This is a genomic window from Flavobacterium aquidurense, from assembly GCF_031458035.1.
In the GTDB taxonomy this organism is placed as follows: domain Bacteria; phylum Bacteroidota; class Bacteroidia; order Flavobacteriales; family Flavobacteriaceae; genus Flavobacterium; species Flavobacterium aquidurense_C.
Genome location: NZ_JAVDXR010000005.1, coordinates 18,721 through 35,655, shown reverse-complemented (window position 1 = coordinate 35,655; position 16,935 = coordinate 18,721). Strand labels below are relative to the sequence as shown.

Below are 16,935 nucleotides of genomic sequence, written 5' to 3'. Positions count from 1 at the left end.
GCCTAAAGCCTATTGCGTATGAAGCACCTACTTGCTTGCAAACATTTTCACATCGGTTTCAGAAATTTCTGTTCCTCCTAAAATAATTAATCTTTCGACTACATTTCGAAGTTCACGGATATTTCCTGTCCAATCGTATTCCTGTAATAATTTTATGGCTGGCTGCGAAAATACTTTAACAACATTTCCCTGTTCCGAGGCAATTTTCTCTGCAAAGTGTCTTATTAAAGCCGGAATATCATCACGTCTTTCATTCAATGGCGGCACTTTAATTAAAATCACAGCCAAACGATGGTATAAATCTTCACGGAAACGACCTTCTGCAATTTCTGTTTTTAAATCTTTATTGGTCGCTGCAACGACGCGAACATCAACTTTAATATCTTTTTCAGCACCCACTCTTGTAATCATGCTCTCTTGTAAAGCACGTAATACTTTGGCTTGCGCCGAGAGGCTCATATCACCAATTTCGTCTAAGAAAATAGTCCCTTTGTCAGCTGCTTCAAACTTTCCGGCACGATCTTTCACTGCCGATGTAAAAGCACCTTTTACGTGACCAAACAATTCACTTTCAATCAATTCACTCGGAATTGCCGCACAGTTTACTTCGATTAAAGGAAAATTAGCACGCTCACTTTTTTCATGTAATTGATGTGCTACTAATTCTTTTCCAGTTCCGTTTGGACCAGTGATTAAAACTCGTGCCTCAGTTTGGGCAACTTTATCAATCATCAATTTAATATGACTGATAGCATCGCTCTCCCCTACCATTTCGTAGTTTTTACTGACTTTTTTCTTTAAGATTTTATTCTCAACTACGAGTTGTTTTTTATCCAAAGCGTTACGAACCGTATTCAATAAACGATTTAAATCTGGCGGTTTTGAGATATAATCAAAAGCTCCCAAACGCATCGTGTGAATCGCCGTTTCCATATCGCCATGACCAGAAATCATCACCATCGGAATCTCCGGTTTTATCTTTTTTACTGCTTCTAAAACTTCAACACCATCCATTTTTGGCATTTTGATATCACATAAAACCAAATCGTAATCGTTGTTTTTTATTTTGTCAAGACCCACAGCACCATCTTCCGCTTCATCAACCTGATAGGTATCATTTTCTTCTGATAAAATCTTTACCAAAACGCGTCTGATCGCTGCTTCGTCTTCAATAATTAGTATTTTACTCATTCTTTTTGAGGTTCAAAGTTGCAAAGGTTCAAAGGTACAAAGGTTAAAATCTTTGTTACCATATACTTTTGCAACTACGTTATTTATTATTTTTTGAGGTTCAAAGTTGCAAAGGGACAGAGGCACAAAGTTTAAATCTTTGTCGCCATAAACTTTTGAAACTACGTCTTTTAATTAATTTTTGCTAAAATTTTTGCTCTAAAATACAAAAGTGTGTTCGAAAAAACCTTTGTACCTTTGAACCTCTGAAACTTTGTAGCTATTACAAACTAATATTTCAGCCATCTATACAATTCCTTCCATGTTGGTTTTTTGCCGTACATCAAAATACCTACGCGGTAAATTTTTGCGGCGAACCATACTACAAGGAAAAAAGTAGCAAACAATAATGATACCGAAATTACTATTTGCCACCACGGCACGCCAAACGGAATACGCATTAACATGACAATTGGCGACGTTAAGGGAATCATTGAAAATACAACCGCAATGGTTCCGTGTGGATCATTTACTACGGTAAAAAATCCTATGTAAACGCTTAAAATAAGCGGCATAATAATAGGTAAAAGAAATTGTTGCGAATCGGTTTGATTGTCGACTGCTGCTCCAATTGCGGCATAAAATGAACTGTACAAAAAGTAACCACCGATGAAATAAACCACAAAACCAATGATAATACTTGCAATTGGTAAATTCCATAATTCACTGATATACATTTGTGCTGTTCCAGACATTTCATGTTGTGCCGTTTGCATTAATTCAGGTGAAATTCTGGCTGTTGGCCCTACATTTACGCCAAAAAATGCCGAAGCTGCAAACATTAATCCAAGGCCAATTATCGCCCAAATCATAAATTGTAATATTCCTGCAAGCGAGGTTCCAACAATTTTACCAATCATTAATTGAAATGGTTTTACCGATGAAATAATGATTTCGATAATTCGGTTTGTTTTTTCTTCGATCACACTTCGCATGACCATATTTCCGTAAATGATAATGAACATCATAATCAAGTAACCAAATGCGCCACCAATTCCGATTTTTATTTCGTTCAGTCCTTTTAAACTTTCTTCTCCGGAAGCTTTCGCCAAATGAATATTAACTTCCGCCTGAGCTTTCTGAATCGCAAGCGTATCTAATTTAGCTTTTTCCAAATTTAGCTTTGTGATTTTCCCGGCAATTATATCCTGTGTGTTTTCAATAAAAGAAATACTCGGACTATTATTCGAAATAAATTCAACTTTACTTTCTAAATCTTTTAAGTTAGCAGTTTTCGGAATTACAATTAAACCACTAAAATCTTCTTTGGCAATACTGTCTTTCAAAGATTTCGTGTCGATTTCAGACAAATTCAGGTATTTATATTCTGATTCTTTTTTGTTCTGTTTTACAAAATCATCCGCAAACAAACCAGTTTCGTCGTGAATCGCAATTCGTTTGGTTTCTGCTTTCATCGAACTCAAATACCCAATAAAAACAGCAATTGCCACAAACAAAAGCGGACTCAAAAAAGTCATGACAACAAAAGACTTATTGCGCACTTTTGCAATAAATTCTCTTTTTATAATCAGCGAAATGATGCTCATAAATATTTTAATTTTCAAATTCCAAATTCCAATTTTAAAAACGTTAAAATTGGAATTTGGAATTTAATTTTTGGAATTTTAATTTTTGTTCTCGGTAACTGTTTGAATAAAAATATCGTTTACACTTGGAATTTTTTCTACAAAATGCGTTACCTGCCCTCGTTGCGTTAAAATATGTAATAATTCATTTGGAGCAGCATCTCCAATTTGAATGTTCAATTTCAGATCATCATTTAATGATTTGAAATTGGCCGGAGAAACTGTAAACTTCTGTGTAATGTCATACATCAAACCTTCAACATTGCTTGTCAGGATTCCAACCTCAAAACTATTGGTTTTAAACTGACGTTTTACATCGCTTAGTTTTCCTTCAATTAATTTATTCGATTTATGAATTAAAGCAATATGGTCACAAAGTTCTTCCACACTTTCCATACGGTGAGTCGAAAAAATAATGGTTGCACCTTGTTCTTTTAATGCTAAAATTTCGTCTTTTATCACATTTGCATTTACAGGATCGAATCCAGAAAAAGGCTCATCAAAAATCAGCAATTTCGGTTTATGAAGTACACAAACGACAAATTGAATTTTCTGTGCCATTCCTTTAGAAAGTTCCTGAACTTTTTTATTCCACCAACCCTGAATTCCTAAACGGTCAAACCAATATTCCAATTGAACTTTGGCTTCAGCTTTAGAAAGTCCTTTCATCTGCGCCAGATACAAACACTGCTCGCCAACTTTCATTGAAGTATACAATCCTCTTTCTTCCGGTAAATAACCAATAGACTGCACATGTTTAGGCTGTAATTTTTCACCATCTAAAATAACCTCACCGCTGTCCGGCAAAGTAATTTGATTGATGATACGGATAAGGGAAGTTTTTCCAGCTCCATTCGGACCTAATAATCCGTAAATACTGCCTTTTGGCACATTTAATGAAACTTCGTTAAGCGCTACATAATCACCGTATTGCTTTACGACTTTATGTACTTCGAGTAAGTTGCTCATGCGATTTTTTAGATTTTCAGCGTCAATTTGACTATTGTGGCTTTGCGCCTGTAAAAGTAAATAATTCGCATTGAATCTAAGTACTAATACACAAAAAACCCATCCTAAATTTATGTTAGAATGGGTTTTATATTTATTTGAACATTTCTAAAAAAGTTTAGTTTATGAAAACATATCTTTTACTTTCTCAAAAAATGATTTTTCTGATTTTTCCGGACTCGGAACAAAATGTTCGTCGTTTAAAGCATTTTCAAAAAATTGTTTCTGCTCTTTATTCAATGTTTTTGGTGTCCAAACGTTTACATGAACCAATAAATCACCGCTTCCGTAACCGTTAATACTTGGAATACCTTTTCCTTTTAATCTTAGGATTTTTCCAGATTGAATTCCTTCTTCCAGCTTAATACGAACTTTTCCGTTGATTGCTTCGATGTCTTTAGAAACACCTAAAACAGCTTCCGGGAAACTAATGTATAAATCAAAGTGAATATTTTCACCTTCACGTTTCAAAAATTCGTGTTCTAATTCTTCAATGGCAACAATTAAATCACCTGGAACACTATTTCCTGGAGCATCATTTCCTTTATTAGAAACTTTTAACTGCATTCCGTCAACAACTCCCGCAGGAATTTTGATAGAAACAGTTTCATCTTCCAGAATCATACCCTGAGCATCTGCTTCAGAAGGTCTTTTATCTAAAATTTGTCCAGAACCACCACAAGTAGGACAAGTTGATGCAGATTGCATTCTTCCTAAAATAGTGTTGGTTACACGCATTACCTGCCCCTGACCATTACAAGTCGAACACGTTTTGTACGTTACGCCTTTTGCCTGAACTTTGCGTTTTACTTTTACTTTTTTCTCAACTCCATTTGCAATTTCTTCTAAAGTCAGTTTCACTTTAATTCGAAGATTGCTTCCTTTAGCGCGACGAGGACCGCCTCCGCCTCCACCGAAACCGCCAAATCCTCCACCAAAAATGTCACCAAACTGACTGAAAATGTCATCCATATTCATACCACCGTGACCACCGCCAAATCCGCCAGAACCATCAAATGCCTGATGTCCGTACTGATCGTATTTCGCTTTTTTATTCGGATCGCTCAAAACTTCATAAGCTTCTGCCGCAAGTTTAAAGTTTTCTTCTGCCTCTTTGTCGCCTGGATTTTTATCCGGGTGATATTTCAACGCACTTTTTCGGTAAGCTTTTTTTATTTCGGCAGCATCAGCATTTTTTGAAATGCCTAGTATTTCGTAAAAATCTTTTTTCATAATTAGGTTTAAATTCCAAACTACAAATCCCAAATTCCAAAACTTAAAAATTGGTACTTAGAATTTTATTTGCATTTTTTAGTTTCCAATAACCACTTTAGGGAAACGAATAATTTTGTCTCCTAATTTGTATCCTTTTTCAATAACGTCAACAATTTTACCTTTCAATTTGTCAGAAGGCGCAGGAATTTGAGTAATTGCTTCAGCAAAGTCAGCGTTAAAAGCATCACCTGCTCTAACTTCAACTTGCTCTAAACCTTTAGCTACCAAAGTGCTTTTCAGTTTTTCGTGAATCAATTCAACTCCTTTTTTCAAATTCTCATCTTCAGACTTGTTGATCTCTAAAGTCGCTCTGTCAAAATCATCCAAAACAGGAAGCATTGCTAACAACACTTCTTGATTTGCCGTTTTAAACAAATCGATACGTTCTTTTGAAGTTCTTTTTTTGTAATTTTCAAATTCGGCAAATAATCTTAAAAATTTATCTTTTTCTTTTGCCAAGTCTTGAGCCAATTGCTCTTCAACACTTAATTCTTCAACAATTAATTGCTCACCGTTGGCGTTGTTTTCTAACGTTACATCATCTAATTCCTGATCGAACTCTGTATTTTCCGTAGTCATATTACTTTTATTTTTAAAAATATCTTTAAACTTCATTTTTTATTCTTTCTGTTGGATTGCAAAAGTACTGCCAAATCTTTTAAAATGTCAAATTGTCACTTTATTAAAAATGAGACTTTTAAAAAATTAAAATCACACAATAAAATTTAGTATAATTTTAAGACTATTACGTTATAGTTTATAGTATATTTGGAATCCAAATTGGAAACTAAATTATTACCTATCAAAATTGAATTTAAGGGTTAGCCTCGGCTTTATAAATAATTATTAATTCAAGTTTACCTTATATTAAAAAAAGCTTCGTCTGCAATTTAGGCGAAGCTTTTTTTTATGCTTTTTGAGAAAAAATTTACCGCAAAGTTCGCTAAGTTTTTTTTCTTGTAACTTTTATAAAAAGGCAAAGTTCGCAAAGCTTTGTATCGATTTAGCTTTGCGAACTTACGCTTTTTAAAGTATTCTTAGATAAAATCTTTTGCGTCTTTGCGGTAAAAAAATTGATAGATTGCACGGGCGGAGGGATTCGAACCCCCATCAACGGTTTTGGAGACCGCTATTCTACCCTTGAACTACGCCCGTAACTTAAGGTGGGCAAATTAAAAGTTTTTTTTCTTCTCCAGCAACTATTTCAAGCAGAGATTTTAAAAGGAAATCCTTTAAATCTGAGCGATCCGAAGCAAAAACCTTTGCTTCAAACAGTTAACCTATAATTTTTTATTTCACGCAGATTTTAAAAAAGATTTAGGCAGATTAATGCAGATTTATTTACATAACAATCAAATTAAATCTGCTTGAATCTGCAAGATCTGCGTGAAACAAAAATCTAAATAATCCTTTTAATCTGTGACAAAACACTTTACCATTCAATTATGACAACAAAGCATTTTTTAATCCTTCGAAATCAACTGAAACCTGTTCTCCTGTCACTAAATTTTTAAGTGAGTAAGAATTCGAAGCAATTTCCTGATCGCCTGCAATTACTGCAAACGGAATCAAACGTTTATCTGCATACTGAAACTGTTTCCCAACTTTTACATTGTCCGGATACAATTCCACTTTTATGTTTTCTTTTCTCAATTTCTGAATTGCCTGCGAAGCGTACAAAGCCTCCGCATCTCCGTAATTAATAAACAACGCTTTTGATGTTGCCGCTACTGTTTCAGGGAACAATTGTAATTCTTCCAAAACCAAATAAATTCGGTCAAGTCCAAAAGAAATTCCAACACCGCTCATGTTTTTCAAACCAAAAATTCCAGTCAAATCATCGTATCTTCCTCCGCCTCCGATAGAACCCATCGAAACTGTTTTTGGGGCCGCAACTTCAAAAATAGCCCCTGTGTAATAATTTAATCCACGAGCCAAAGTCACATCCAAATCTAATGTTGCTGTCGACAATCCTAAAGTTGCCACATTGTCACATATAAATTTCAGCTCCTCGACTCCTTTCATTCCTTCTTCGGAAGAAGCCAATAAACCTGAAAGCTGACTGATTTTATCTGAAAAAGTTCCTGTGAAACTAAAAAGCGGCTGTACTTTAACCAAAGCTTCTTCAGAAATTCCTTTTTCGATCATTTCTTTTTTAACGCCGTCTTCGCCAATTTTATCCAGTTTGTCAAGAGCAACCGTAAAATCAATTAACTTATCCGAAGCACCAATTACTTCAGCAATTCCGGATAATATTTTTCTGTTGTTGATTTTGACAGTAACACCTTCTAAACCTAAAGAAGTAAAAACAGTATCGTACAATTGAACCAATTCTACTTCCTGCCACAATGATTTTGAACCAACAACATCGGCATCACATTGATAAAATTCTCTGTAACGCCCTCTTTGCGGTCTGTCAGCTCTCCAAACCGGTTGAATCTGGTATCTTTTAAACGGAAATTCAATTTCGTTTTGGTGCTGTACAACATATCTTGCGAACGGAACTGTCAAATCGTAACGAAGTGCTTTTTCTGAAATTTTTCCGGTAAATTTATTCAGCTCAATTCTTTGATTCAAATCAATTGTTTCTGCCGAATTAACTTGCAATGATTCTATAGATTCCGGTAGTTCAATTTTATTTTTATTGAAGAAAAAATTACCTGAGTTTAATATTTTAAAAATCAAACGATCGCCTTCTTCTCCGTATTTCCCCATTAAGGTATCTGAATTTTCAAACGACGGAGTTTCAATCGGCTGAAAACCAAATTTCTCAAAATTATTTTTTATCGTCTGAATAATATATTGACGTTTTGACACCTCTGCAGGCGAAAAATCTCTTGTTCCTTGTGGTATACTTGGTTTTGAAGCCATCTTTTTTTAGGTATTTTAGATTTTAGATTTTAGATTTCTTTGAGACCTAAAATCTAAAAACTTTAAAATTAATTTATTTCTAGATTTTCTTTTAGATTGTTCGCTCTTTGGACTTTCGACTTTATGACTTTCCAACTTTCGACTTAAATAAGTCTGCAAATATCTTATTTTTTAAAATAAATATTGGCAGTTCGAAAACAAACTTGTAACAAAAAACGTATTTTCGTGACAAATTGGTCATGATGCTAAAATTATTTAAAGAAAATATCCGAATTGCTTTTGGTTCTATCAAAACACAATTATTGCGAACCATTCTTACCGTATTAATCATCGCAATCGGGATTACGGCACTTGTTGGAATCCTTACAGTCGTTACTGCACTCGAAAATACAGTTTCGACCAATTTTGCTTCTATGGGAGCTAACACTTTCAACATCAACCAATACGAGAATAACGTTAAGAACCGTGGCGGAAATGAACGCGAAATCATAAATCCTATTATTTCCTATCCTGAAGCTGTTGCCTTCAAAAACAAATACAAATACCCATTTACTGAAACTTCACTATCCTTTACAGCAACATCATCTGCAGAAGTTAAATATTTAGACCAAAAAACAGATCCGGAAATTAAAGTTCTTGGCGTAGACGAACATTTTATAGGCAACTCAGGTTTAGAAATAAATTTAGGCCGTTCTTTCAATCAATTTGACATTGACAACAACACCTATTCTTGTATTGTAGGTTCTGATTTTGAAAAAGGTTTACTAAAAGACATCAATCCAATTGATAAAATAATCTCGATTCGTGGTGCCCGTTTTAAAATTATTGGTGTTTTAAAAGAAAAAGGATCAACGTTTGGAAACAGTCAGGATTTACGTGTTTTGATTCCGATTCAGGTAGCACGTTCTTTATTTACTGCTCCAAACATTAATTATACGATGAGTGTAATGGTTTCCAAAAAAGAACTTTTAGACGAAGCTGTTGACAACGCCACAAGCACCATGCGACGCGTTCGTAAATTGAGCCCGGTTCGTGATAATAATTTTGGTATTGGCCGAAGTGACGATCTGATCAACCGAATTCTTGGAATTACGAAGTATTTAGGCTGGGCATCCTGGATTATAAGTATTATTACGATTCTTGGTTCATCAATTGCGTTAATGAACATTATGATTGTTTCGGTTACAGAGCGTACCCGCGAAATTGGTGTACGTAAAGCATTGGGCGCAACAAAAATCACCATATCAGTTCAGTTTTTTATCGAAACTTTATTGATTGGACAAATTGGAGGTATGGTCGGTATTGTATTAGGGATTTTGATTGGTTTTGCATTTGCCGCCGCAATGAGCTTTGCGTTTGTTATTCCGTGGATGGCTATTTTTGCAGCTTTTGCAACCAGTTTTATGGTTGCCATTGTTTCAGGATTATATCCTGCCATAAAGGCATCACAATTAGATCCTATTGAGGCTTTACGTTACGAATAGTTTTCAGTTTACAGTCGCAGTTTACAGTCACTGTATTGTGAAAAACTAAGGGAAATTTTTAACAAAGATTAAAACTCTGGCAAAGAGTAGTCTAGTACTTAAAGACTGAGACCGAGACTGTAAACTAAACATTCCCTTTCATCATTCTGTCGTTATCGTAAATGTCTTTTCGTAATTCGACGTTTTTAAAATTCATTTTCAATAATAAATCTTTAGTTTCCCGACCTAAATACTGATTGATTTCAAAAAACAATTGTCCGTTTCCCAATAGATTTTTTTGTGCCAGTGCTGCAATTTTTCTATAAAAAATCAGAGCATCATTATCCTCCACAAAAAGTGCTAAATGAGGTTCATACTCCAAAACATTCTTCTTGATTTCTTCTTTCTCTAAATTGCGAACATAAGGCGGATTCGAAACAATAATATCAAAATTACATTGCAATTCTTCGGTTTTTAAAATATCCAACAAGACAAAAGCAACATCAACATTATTATTTATAGCGTTTCTTTTTGCCGTTTCAATTGCTTTTTTAGAGACGTCTATAGCAAAGACTTCAGCATTTGGAAGATTTTTGGCCAACGAAATTGCAATGCATCCACTTCCCGTTCCGATATCTAAAATCTTTATTTTTTTTGTTTTATCAGCTTTTCCATTTTCATTTACAATCCATTCAACCAATTCTTCTGTTTCTGGTCTTGGAATCAAAACATTTTCATTTACTTCAAAATCCAAACCGTAAAAGCTTGTTTTCCCAAGTAAATACTGAATCGGAATTTCCTTTTTTAATTGGCTCAACAATGATTCCCACACAATAAAATCATTTTCCGAAAAATTCAATTCATGATTCAAAGCCAAATCAATTTGTCGAAGTTTATGCTTGTCTTCTAAAATTAAATAGAAAAAACTTTCCGCTTCGTACGCATCGTAAAAAGGCGATAATTCTTTTATAAACTGTGTGCGGTATTGTTTGATTTTCATTTCGGGTCTTTGAGTATTATTTTTCGGCGAAAGCCAATTTTCTTCCAAATAAATATTGAAAAATATATTTTATTGCAAATCAATTAGGTCTATAAAACTTTCAACATCCAAACAGGGCATGAACTATGACCAGTGCACCCCATTGGAGCATCTAAATATTCGAAACCTGATTTTTTATACAATTTTTGAGCTGCGTGCATAAAAGGCATTGTTTCAATATAACATTTTTCGAAACCAAATTCTCTGGCTTGTTGCAAACATTCTTCCATCATTTTACTGCCAATTCCTAAACCACGGGTTTCAGGCAGGAAGTACATCTTTTGCAATTCACAAATCGCCGGATCGCCATTTTCTAAAGGCGCAATTCCGCAACTGCCAACAATATTGCCTTCATTTTCAACTACGAAATACACAGATTTTGGTTTGTTATATTCTTCAAACATCAAATCTAAATATGGATCTTCATAAGCAGTTCCAACTTTCGGAATATTCATTTCATCAAAAACCGATCGAATTAATTTCGCAACCGCCTCATTATCTTCTTTTTTGATCTTTCGGATAAGCCAATTTTCCATATTCTGTAAATCTTATTTTTTACTACAAAAGTAAAAATACTTTTTCGATAGTTCCCAACAATCCTAATAACTATCAGGACGAAACTCAAAAATAACTACTTTTGCAGTGTGAATATACATGAGAAATACATAAAACGCTGCATTGAACTGGCTCAAAATGGCTTTGGAACCACATATCCAAATCCAATGGTTGGCAGCGTAATTGTTTATAATGGACAAATTATTGGCGAAGGCTGGCACAAAAAAGCTGGAGAACCACATGCCGAGGTCAATGCAATTCGATCTGTAAAAGACAAATCATTATTAAAAAAAGCGACTATTTATGTGAGTTTAGAACCTTGCAGTCATTTTGGCAAAACGCCGCCCTGCTGTGATTTGATTATTGCAAATGAAATTCCGAATGTCGTGGTTGGAACTGTAGATCCTAACGAAAAAGTGGCCGGAAAAGGAATTAAAAAACTGATTGAAGCCGGAGCAAATGTTACAATTGGTGTTTTAGAAGATGAATGTTACGAACTGAATAAACGCTTTTTTACTTTTCACAATAAAACGAGACCTTATATTATATTAAAGTGGGCCGAAAGTCAGGACGGATTTTTAGCTCCTGTAAAAGAGATTAATCAGGAAAGAAAACCAGTTTGGATTACCAATCAATATTCAAGGCAATTGGTTCATAAATGGCGAACTGAAGAACAGGCAATACTCGTAGGAACACAAACCGTAATAGATGACAATCCGAAATTAAATGCCCGTGACTGGTCCGGAAATAATCCTGTGAGAGTTGTTTTAGATCAGAATAACAGAATTTCGAAAGACAGTTTTATTTTTGATGACAGCGTTAAAACAATTGTATTTACAAAATCTGAAAATAACATTTCGACAGAAAACACTACCTTTGAAGTAATCGATTTTAATCAAAATACAATACCACAAATTCTGACTGTTTTGCACCAAAAACAAATACAGTCTATTATTATCGAAGGCGGATTACAAACTTTACAATCTTTTATAGATTTAAACATTTGGGACGAAGCTCGTATTTTTGTCGGAGAAACTTCTTTTGAAAAAGGTACAAGAGCACCAAGTTTAGTAAAGAAAAACACAACTAAGACTTCCATCAAAAACGATGAATTAATATACATTAGAAATCATGATTGATACTATAATTTTTGACTTTGGAGATATTTTTATCAATTTAGATAAACAAGCTACCATTTCGGGATTGCAAAAATTAGGCATGACGGAATGGAGTTCAGAATTAGACCGCCTTAATCTTTTGTTTGAAACCGGCGATATAAGTCACGAAGAATTTATAGGAGGCTTCCAAAAAGAATTGCCAAATGCTACAACAGAAGAAATTCTGGAAGCCTGGAATGCTATTTTGGCAGATTTCCCTTTGTATCGTCTGGAATTTTTGCAAATGCTTTCAAAAAAATACCGATTATTTTTATTGAGTAATACCGACTCTATTCATATTGAAACCTTCGAAAACAAAAGCGGGATTTCATTTTACAGTGATTTTTACCAATGTTTTGAAAAAGTTTATTTTTCATTTGAAATCGGAATGCGAAAACCAAACGCCGATGTTTTTCAATACTTAATCAAGAAACATGAGTTGTCGCCAAAACGCACTTTATTTATCGATGACAAAAAGGAAAACACTGATTCAGCTGCAGTTTTAGGTTTCCATGTATGGAATTTACAAGTGGGTCAGGAAGATGTCGTCGACTTATTTGAGAAGAAAATAATTTAGTCCCTGCAACTTTTTGCCACAGATTGCACAGTTTAAAATGATTTTTTTCTCGCAGATTCTGCAGATTTGAGCTGATTTTAATTTTAATTATAATCAGCGTAGATCAGCTTAAATCTTTTTAAATCTGCGTAAAAAATTTAGTTACGGTTAAATAATCTTTAATCTGTGGCTAAAAAACAATAACCATAATTAGAAATTTACTTTTGGAATATAACGACACGTATCAAACCATTGCTTTTGAGTCTGAAGAAATTCTTTTTAAGGAAAAAGGAAGCAAATTCTTCGGATATGCTTTTCCTATAGAAAATGAAGAAGCAGTAAAACCCATCATTGAAAACTTAAAAAAACTTCATCCGCATGCGGTGCACTATTGTTATGCCTATCAATTAGGTACAGCGCCAAAAATCTCGTATCGTGCCAATGATGATGGCGAACCAAGTAATACTGCCGGTGCGCCAATTTATGGACAAATACAATCATTTGGACTAACCAATGTTTTGATAGTTGTCGTCCGAATTTTTGGCGGAGTCAAATTAGGTGTTGGTGGATTAATAGCAGCTTATAAAACTACAGCACAAATGACGCTTGATGTTTGTGAAATTGTCGAAAAAACAATCGACGAACATTTTTTAATCTCTTTTGATTACAAAAACATGAATAAAGTAATGCGCGTGATCAAAGAAAAAAAACTCGAAATTGTTTCTCAGGAAATGGAAATCGATGCAGATTCCGGACTGCCAATTGGAAAAATAATCACAAAAACCCGAAAAAAAAATGCCGAAATGGTATTCGGCATTTTTGATTTAATGTTCGAAATTGACATCAAAATTATATAAATTAATATAAAAACATATCTCATTTTAACAATTACACAAGTGTTTTAAATAATTCTAAAATATAATCAGGAGGGGCAGTTGGACGACCTGATTTTAACGAAATAAATACTAAAATAAACACCGCAGTTGTTAATAACTCATTTGCCTCATTATAGATAGCGCAGTCGAATTCAATCTTGACAGAAGATTGACTTTTGAAAGCCGTATGAATAGTAAGAAGCTCGTCGTATCGCGCCGATTTTTTATAATTTATTTGCATCGAAACAATCGGTAATCCGATTCCGCTTTCTTCCATACTTTTATACGAAATCCCTTTGTTTCTAAGCCATTCCACGCGTCCTATCTCAAAATAGGGAACATAATTTCCGTGATAAACAACACCCATTTGATCTGTTTCAGAGTAACGAACACGCACTTGCGTTTGATGATTTTTCATTATTTATTGATTAAAAAAAATTAGCTTCCTAAAGTTCACTTACAACATTTTTTTATAAAATTAGACCCCAAAATATTTTTTTTTACAGAAATTTGTTCACATATTTGTTATCCTGAAATACGGAAAAATTTTGCTCCTTTTTTACTAGGAAAATCTTTATCAATAATAAAAAATTTATCTGAATCTATGACTAAAACTGCTCAATCGGTATGGGAAAACTGTTTGTCCTTTATAAAAGACAATATTCAAGATCAAGCATACAAAACTTGGTTCGAACCAATCAAATCAGTTGAGCTAACCGACAACGCATTATATATTCAGGTACCAAGTAAATTTTTCTACGAATGGTTAGAAGAACACTACGTTAAATTATTGAAAGTTGCGCTTACCAAAGAACTAGGAAAAAACGCAAAGTTACTCTATAAAATTAAAATGGAGAACACTTATGGCAATAAACAACCGTTTACCGAACAGTTGCCAAGTGCTAACAGAGTGCCAATGAAACCGCAAGAGGTTGATGCTCCGTTTAAAAACTTAAATCCTGAACTTAAAAATCCTTTCGTAATTCCCGGAATTAGAAATTTAAAAATTGAGTCGCAATTAAACGCGAATTACAGTTTTGATAATTTCCTTGAAGGAGATTCAAACCGTTTAGCCCGTTCTGCAGGTATGGCTGTTGCCAATAAACCTGGAGGAACATCATTTAATCCTTTATTGATTTTTGGTGGAGTTGGTTTAGGAAAAACGCACTTAGCACATGCTATTGGTGTTGAAGTAAAAGACAAATATCCTGAAAAAACGGTTTTATATATTTCTGCCGAAATTTTCACGCAACAATATATTGATTCGGTAAAAAAGAATAATCGTAATGATTTCATTCACTTTTATCAGTTAATCGATGTTTTGATTATTGATGATGTTCAGTTTTTATCTGGAAAATCAGGAACTCAGGACGTGTTCTTCCATATTTTTAATTATCTGCACCAAAACGGAAAGCAGGTAATTTTAACTTCGGACAAAGCGCCTGTTGACATGCAGGATATCGAGCAACGTTTATTATCCCGTTTTAAATGGGGATTATCTGCTGAATTACATCAGCCGGATTACGAAACACGTATTTCGATTCTGAAAAACATTCTATATCGTGATGGTGTTGAGATGCCGGAAGATATTATTGAATATGTTGCCCGTAATATCAAAACGAATGTTCGTGAGCTTGAAGGTGCAATTATTTCATTAATTGCTCAATCTTCTTTCAATAAAAAAGAGGTAACGATCGAGTTAGCGAAAAGCGTTGTAGAGAAATTTGTTAAAAATGTAAAGAGAGAAATCTCTATCGATTATATTCAAAAAATTGTGTCTGATTATTTCCAGTTGGATATTGAAACACTTCAATCTAAAACGAGGAAAAGGCACGTTGTTCAGGCGAGACAATTGGCTATGTTTTTTGCAAAGAAATTCACAAAAGCTTCTTTGGCAAACATTGGCTCGCAAATTGGAGATCGCGATCACGCTACCGTATTACATGCTTGTAAAACAGTTGACAACTTAGTTTCTACAGACAAACAATTCAAAAAGTTTGTCGAAGACATCAACAAAAAATTAACGCTATAAACGCGAATCATGCCGGTAAAAATTTTAATGGTTTGTTTGGGAAATATTTGCAGATCACCTTTAGCTGAAGGTATTTTAGCATCAAAATTACCAAAAGAAAATTTCATAGTAGATTCAGCCGGAACAGGATCATGGCATGTAGGTCACGCTCCCGACAAACGTTCGATAGCGGTGGCAAAAAAAAACGGATTATCTATTGACAGTCAAAAAGGAAGACAATTTAAGACTTCCGATTTTGACGAATTCGATTATATCTATGTTATGGATAATTCGAATTACCGCGATGTCATTCATCTTGCTAAAACCCCTGAACATAAAAATAAAGTTCACCTCATTTTAAACGAATTATTTCCGGATGAAAATGTAGATGTACCAGATCCTTACTTTGGGGCCGTTAATGGTTTTGACAATGTTTATCAAATGTTAGACGAAGTTGCCGAAATCATTGCCGAAAAATTAATCAAAGCACATTCTTAATTTACATACTTTTCATTTTTTTTCTCCTTTAAAAAAAATCTTGAAAAGAAACTTCACTTGCTATAAAATCCGTTTTACCAATTTAAAAAAACGAACATGAAACTTCTAGGAAAACTATATTTAATTCCAACTACAATGGGCGAAAGCGATCCGATGGATGTTTTGCCTCAAACCGTAAAAAGAAGCATCGATTTTATAGATCATTATATTGTAGAAAATGAAAAAACTGCCAGAAAATCAATAAAGGCAGTTTCACCGGAAAAAAAACAATCAGAACTGATACTTTTCACCCTGAACAAGCGCACTGAACCAAGCGAACATTTAGATTTTATAAAACCCTTATTAGAAGGAAAAAATGTCGGTTTGATGAGCGAAGCAGGATGTCCTGGTGTTGCTGATCCAGGCGCCGTAATTGTAAAATTAGCTCACGAAAAAGGCATTCAGGTTGTGCCTTTAGTTGGACCATCTTCAATTTTATTAGCCATGATGGCTTCTGGAATGAACGGACAAAGCTTTACCTTCAATGGTTATTTACCAATTGATAAAGACGAGAAAAAATCGGCATTAAAACATTTTGAGAAATTATCTCAGGATAAAAATCAATCTCAAATTTTTATTGAAACGCCTTATAGAAACAATAAATTAGTGGAAGATATTTTACAGATTGTAAATCCTTCGACGCATCTTTGCATTGCGACAGACATTACGTTGCCAACAGAATTTATCAAAACAATGCGTGTTTCTGACTGGAAAAAATTAAAAGTCGATTTACATAACAGACCAACAATTTTTATCATTCATAAAATGTAAA

16 protein-coding genes and 1 tRNA gene are annotated in these 16,935 nt (G+C 34.2%); 7 read left to right on the top strand and 10 right to left on the bottom strand.

All coding sequences use genetic code 11. The features are described from left to right. Positions 1 to 27 precede the first annotated feature (27 nt). From J2X17_RS09415 to hisS, 7 genes are all read right to left on the bottom strand, one after another. Positions 28 to 1,191 (bottom strand): sigma-54-dependent transcriptional regulator, encoded by a 1,164-nt coding sequence (locus J2X17_RS09415; RefSeq protein ID WP_310296851.1) that lies wholly within the window; start codon positions 1,189 to 1,191, stop codon positions 28 to 30. A 269-nt stretch (positions 1,192 to 1,460) separates the two neighbouring features. Then, the gene (locus J2X17_RS09410) at positions 1,461 to 2,777 is read right to left on the bottom strand and encodes an ABC transporter permease (protein WP_310296849.1); all 1,317 of its coding nucleotides are present in this window, start codon (positions 2,775 to 2,777) and stop codon (positions 1,461 to 1,463) included. A 78-nt stretch (positions 2,778 to 2,855) separates the two neighbouring features. Then, positions 2,856 to 3,785 carry an ABC transporter ATP-binding protein gene (locus J2X17_RS09405; protein WP_310296847.1) on the bottom strand — a complete coding sequence of 310 codons (930 nt, stop codon included), beginning with the start codon at positions 3,783 to 3,785 and terminating at the stop codon, positions 2,856 to 2,858. A 162-nt stretch (positions 3,786 to 3,947) separates the two neighbouring features. Further along, positions 3,948 to 5,057, bottom strand: coding sequence for a molecular chaperone DnaJ (gene dnaJ / locus J2X17_RS09400; RefSeq protein ID WP_310296845.1), 1,110 nt, complete (start codon positions 5,055 to 5,057; stop codon positions 3,948 to 3,950). Between the two features lie 78 nt (positions 5,058 to 5,135). Continuing rightward, positions 5,136 to 5,714 carry a nucleotide exchange factor GrpE gene (locus J2X17_RS09395; RefSeq protein ID WP_310296843.1) on the bottom strand — a complete coding sequence of 193 codons (579 nt, stop codon included), beginning with the start codon at positions 5,712 to 5,714 and terminating at the stop codon, positions 5,136 to 5,138. Between the two features lie 469 nt (positions 5,715 to 6,183). After that, positions 6,184 to 6,254, bottom strand: a tRNA-Trp gene (locus tag J2X17_RS09390). Positions 6,255 to 6,542: 288 nt separating this feature from the next. Then, positions 6,543 to 7,970, bottom strand: a complete 1,428-nt coding sequence (gene hisS, locus J2X17_RS09385) for a histidine--tRNA ligase (RefSeq protein ID WP_310296841.1) — start codon at positions 7,968 to 7,970, stop codon at positions 6,543 to 6,545. Between the two features lie 239 nt (positions 7,971 to 8,209). On the opposite strand from hisS, the gene J2X17_RS09380 reads away from it, so the two are divergent. Further along, positions 8,210 to 9,454: an ABC transporter permease gene (locus J2X17_RS09380; RefSeq protein WP_310296839.1), complete on the top strand. Its 1,245-nt coding sequence runs from the start codon at positions 8,210 to 8,212 to the stop codon at positions 9,452 to 9,454. 124 nt (positions 9,455 to 9,578) lie between these two features. Here J2X17_RS09380 and prmC read toward each other — a convergent pair whose 3' ends face one another. Continuing rightward, positions 9,579 to 10,433, bottom strand: coding sequence for a peptide chain release factor N(5)-glutamine methyltransferase (gene prmC, locus J2X17_RS09375; protein ID WP_310296836.1), 855 nt, complete (start codon positions 10,431 to 10,433; stop codon positions 9,579 to 9,581). Positions 10,434 to 10,522: 89 nt separating this feature from the next. Then, the gene (locus tag J2X17_RS09370) at positions 10,523 to 11,008 is read right to left on the bottom strand and encodes a GNAT family N-acetyltransferase (protein ID WP_310296834.1); all 486 of its coding nucleotides are present in this window, start codon (positions 11,006 to 11,008) and stop codon (positions 10,523 to 10,525) included. A 108-nt stretch (positions 11,009 to 11,116) separates the two neighbouring features. On the opposite strand from J2X17_RS09370, the gene ribD reads away from it, so the two are divergent. The 3 genes from ribD to J2X17_RS09355 all read left to right on the top strand — a co-directional run bounded on the left by ribD (position 11,117) and on the right by J2X17_RS09355 (position 13,597). Beyond that, positions 11,117 to 12,166, top strand: coding sequence for a bifunctional diaminohydroxyphosphoribosylaminopyrimidine deaminase/5-amino-6-(5-phosphoribosylamino)uracil reductase RibD (ribD, locus tag J2X17_RS09365; RefSeq protein ID WP_310296832.1), 1,050 nt, complete (start codon positions 11,117 to 11,119; stop codon positions 12,164 to 12,166). After that, the gene (locus J2X17_RS09360) at positions 12,159 to 12,761 is read left to right on the top strand and encodes an HAD family hydrolase (RefSeq protein WP_310296831.1); all 603 of its coding nucleotides are present in this window, start codon (positions 12,159 to 12,161) and stop codon (positions 12,759 to 12,761) included. The genes ribD and J2X17_RS09360 overlap by 8 nt, the downstream gene beginning before the upstream one ends. A 203-nt stretch (positions 12,762 to 12,964) precedes the next feature. After that, positions 12,965 to 13,597, top strand: a complete 633-nt coding sequence (locus J2X17_RS09355) for an IMPACT family protein (protein WP_310296829.1) — start codon at positions 12,965 to 12,967, stop codon at positions 13,595 to 13,597. A gap of 31 nt (positions 13,598 to 13,628) precedes the next feature. Here the strand turns inward: J2X17_RS09355 and J2X17_RS09350 are convergent, their stop codons facing one another. Continuing rightward, positions 13,629 to 14,033, bottom strand: a complete 405-nt coding sequence (locus J2X17_RS09350) for an acyl-CoA thioesterase (protein WP_310296827.1) — start codon at positions 14,031 to 14,033, stop codon at positions 13,629 to 13,631. Positions 14,034 to 14,219: 186 nt separating this feature from the next. On the opposite strand from J2X17_RS09350, the gene dnaA reads away from it, so the two are divergent. The 3 genes from dnaA to J2X17_RS09335 all read left to right on the top strand — a co-directional run bounded on the left by dnaA (position 14,220) and on the right by J2X17_RS09335 (position 16,934). Further along, positions 14,220 to 15,647 carry a chromosomal replication initiator protein DnaA gene (gene dnaA / locus J2X17_RS09345; RefSeq protein WP_072973220.1) on the top strand — a complete coding sequence of 476 codons (1,428 nt, stop codon included), beginning with the start codon at positions 14,220 to 14,222 and terminating at the stop codon, positions 15,645 to 15,647. Positions 15,648 to 15,656: 9 nt separating this feature from the next. Continuing rightward, positions 15,657 to 16,124 carry a low molecular weight protein-tyrosine-phosphatase gene (locus J2X17_RS09340; RefSeq protein WP_310296825.1) on the top strand — a complete coding sequence of 156 codons (468 nt, stop codon included), beginning with the start codon at positions 15,657 to 15,659 and terminating at the stop codon, positions 16,122 to 16,124. A gap of 96 nt (positions 16,125 to 16,220) precedes the next feature. Beyond that, positions 16,221 to 16,934 (top strand): SAM-dependent methyltransferase, encoded by a 714-nt coding sequence (locus tag J2X17_RS09335; RefSeq protein WP_072973224.1) that lies wholly within the window; start codon positions 16,221 to 16,223, stop codon positions 16,932 to 16,934. Position 16,935 lies beyond the last annotated feature (1 nt).